Origin of the sequence: Streptomyces sp. NPDC006265 (assembly GCF_040613555.1) — a bacterium.
Classification (GTDB): Bacteria; Actinomycetota; Actinomycetes; order Streptomycetales; family Streptomycetaceae; genus Streptomyces.
The window spans coordinates 1-1,351 of record NZ_JBEXSH010001424.1 but is presented as its reverse complement, the minus strand read 5'-3'; the positions used below and the strand labels follow the sequence as shown (position 1 = coordinate 1,351).

Sequence of the window (1,351 nt, the reverse complement as noted above, 5' to 3'; positions counted from 1 at the left end):
GGGGGTCCCCCCTGCTCGCCGCACCGGCCGAAATCCCGAGTACGTCCAGTACGAGGGCTTCCGGCCGGCACGCCGAGAGCACGCACCGGACGCCGCTCCTTAACGGGCAAACGTTGCCTGCCGCGGCCCTAGGTTCTCGGGGGCGCGGGCTGCGTCGATGTGCGGCTCCGCCGCGTGGACGCGAGCAATCCCCGCTCACCCGCACCCGGCCATGACCCGCACCACCCCGCCCCTGCCCCGCTCCGCACACACCCCCACCGTGAGGCAGAATCGGGCGCGATGAGCACCTACCGCGACTTCACCGCCCCCATCGGCTCCCGCCGTGCCACCGTGCTCCGCACCGTCGGCACCCGGGAGCGCCGCTCGCACCTGACGGCCCCCCGCGTGCCCACGGTCGGCATCGACATCGGCGGTACGAAGGTGATGGCGGGTGTCGTCGACGCCGACGGCAACATCCTGGAGATGCTCCGCACGGAGACCCCGGACAAGTCCAAGAGCCCCAAGGTCGTCGAGGACACCATCGCCGAACTGGTCCTGGACCTCTCCGACCGGCACGACGTCCACGCCGTCGGCATCGGCGCGGCCGGCTGGGTGGACGCCGACCGCAACCGCGTGCTGTTCGCCCCCCACCTGTCCTGGCGCAACGAACCGCTCCGCGACCGCCTGTCGGGCCGGCTCTCCGTCCCGGTCCTCGTGGACAACGACGCCAACACCGCCGCCTGGGCCGAGTGGCGCTTCGGCGCCGGCCGCGGCGAGGACCATCTCGTCATGATCACCCTCGGCACCGGCATCGGCGGCGCGATCCTGGAGGACGGCCAGGTCAAGCGCGGCAAGTACGGCGTCGCCGGCGAGTTCGGCCACATGCAGGTCGTACCCGGCGGCCACCGCTGCCCGTGCGGCAACCGCGGCTGCTGGGAGCAGTACAGCTCCGGAAACGCCCTGGTCCGCGAGGCCCGTGAGCTGGCCGCCGCCGACTCGCCGGTCGCGTACGGGATCATCGAGCACGTCAAGGGCAGCATCGGCGACATCACCGGCCCGATGATCACCGAGCTGGCCCGCGACGGCGACGCCATGTGCATCGAGCTGCTCCAGGACATCGGCCAGTGGCTCGGCGTCGGCATCGCCAACCTCGCCGCCGCCCTCGACCCCTCCTGCTTCGTGATCGGCGGCGGTGTCTCGGCCGCCGACGACCTGCTGATCGGCCCCGCCCGGGACGCCTTCAAACGGCACCTCACCGGCCGCGGCTACCGCCCCGAGGCCCGCATCGTCCGGGCCCAGCTCGGCCCGGAGGCCGGCCCCGCGCTGATGATCGCGGGCGGTCTGCTGCTTCTGCTGATCGCGCTGGACCTGC

Annotated in this window: 1 protein-coding gene; it reads left to right on the top strand. The window is 72.9% G+C overall.

Features of this window, described 5'->3' with window-relative positions:
- Positions 1 to 279: 279 nt before the first annotated feature.
- Positions 280 to 1,351, top strand: a 1,072-nt coding sequence (locus ABZ281_RS49465) for an ROK family glucokinase (protein ID WP_356665411.1), incomplete at its 3' end; no start/stop codon positions are given.